This window comes from Bradyrhizobium sp. WYCCWR 13022 (assembly GCF_030435535.1).
Taxonomy (GTDB): domain Bacteria; phylum Pseudomonadota; class Alphaproteobacteria; order Rhizobiales; family Xanthobacteraceae; genus Bradyrhizobium.
The window spans coordinates 1-990 of the sequence record NZ_JAUIZJ010000050.1 but is presented as its reverse complement, the minus strand read 5'-3'; the positions used below and the strand labels follow the sequence as shown (position 1 = coordinate 990).

At 62.8% G+C, this 990-nt stretch carries 1 protein-coding gene; it reads right to left on the bottom strand.

Features of this window, described 5'->3' with window-relative positions:
* Positions 1–36 precede the first annotated feature (36 nt).
* Positions 37–990 (bottom strand): IS5 family transposase (locus QY049_RS38855; protein ID WP_301270731.1); only part of this gene is annotated, 954 nt, incomplete at its 5' end.

Here is a 990-nt window from a genome sequence, read left to right as displayed (position 1 = left end):
TCGGGCCGAAGCTGTATTTTGCGCCCTTGATGGGCGTCAGGCGGCGATCGTGGCCCACCGCCTCATATTGAACGCGATGGAGGCAAGCAGGACTTGTCCGCGTGCCTTGGCGAGACCGACGTATCGGATGCAGGTGAGCCGCATCCGACGTTTGAGGGTGGCAAAGGTGGTCTCCACCGTTGCCCGTCGTCGTGCGATGAGACGGTTGTAGCGTTTGAGCCTCGGCGGCAGTTCCGGGTGATGCCTGTTGGGACGGCGGGCGATGCGGGGCTTCTTGCCTTCCGCTTTCAGCCGCGCCCGCCGGGCGTGGGTGTCGTAGGCCGCATCGGCCCATACCACGGCTTCGTCGCCGCGGATCAGTTCGTCGGCTGGCGTTGTATCGTTGATATTGGCGGGCGTGGTCAGGACTGAGCGGATCAGACCGGATCCCTCGTCGACACCCATGTGAGCCTTGTAGCCGAAGGTCGAACCACCCTTGCCCTGTCGCTTGGTGAACCGGGCGTCTGGGTCGTTTGATGGACGATCCTCCTTGGGAGGAGCTGAGACGGCCTGGATCAGGGTCGCGTCGAGCATCGTGCCGCGCTTGAGGATGACACCAGCATTCTCAAGCTGGCGGTCCAGCTCGCCAAACAACTTCTCCAGCAGGCCTTGTTCGATGAGTTGATTCCGGAAACGGTTCAGAACCGTATGGTCGGGCGTCGCATCCTCGAGGCTCAGACCAACGAAGCGCTTGAACGACAGCCGGTCGCTCAGCGCTTCCTCAAGCTCGCGGTCCGAAAGACCATAGAGCGACTGCAACAGCAGCGCCCGAAACAGCATCAACACCGCGTACCCCGGCTGACCGGGTCCCTTCTCGTCCCGCAAATGGCCGATCAGCTTCTCGAACCGGTACCACTTGACCAGGCCGGCCAGCCGATCCAGCGACGCATTGGCGCCGGCTCCCTTCGGCATCAGCGCATCTACAAAGCTCGGCTGTCCCGTCTGCTTCAC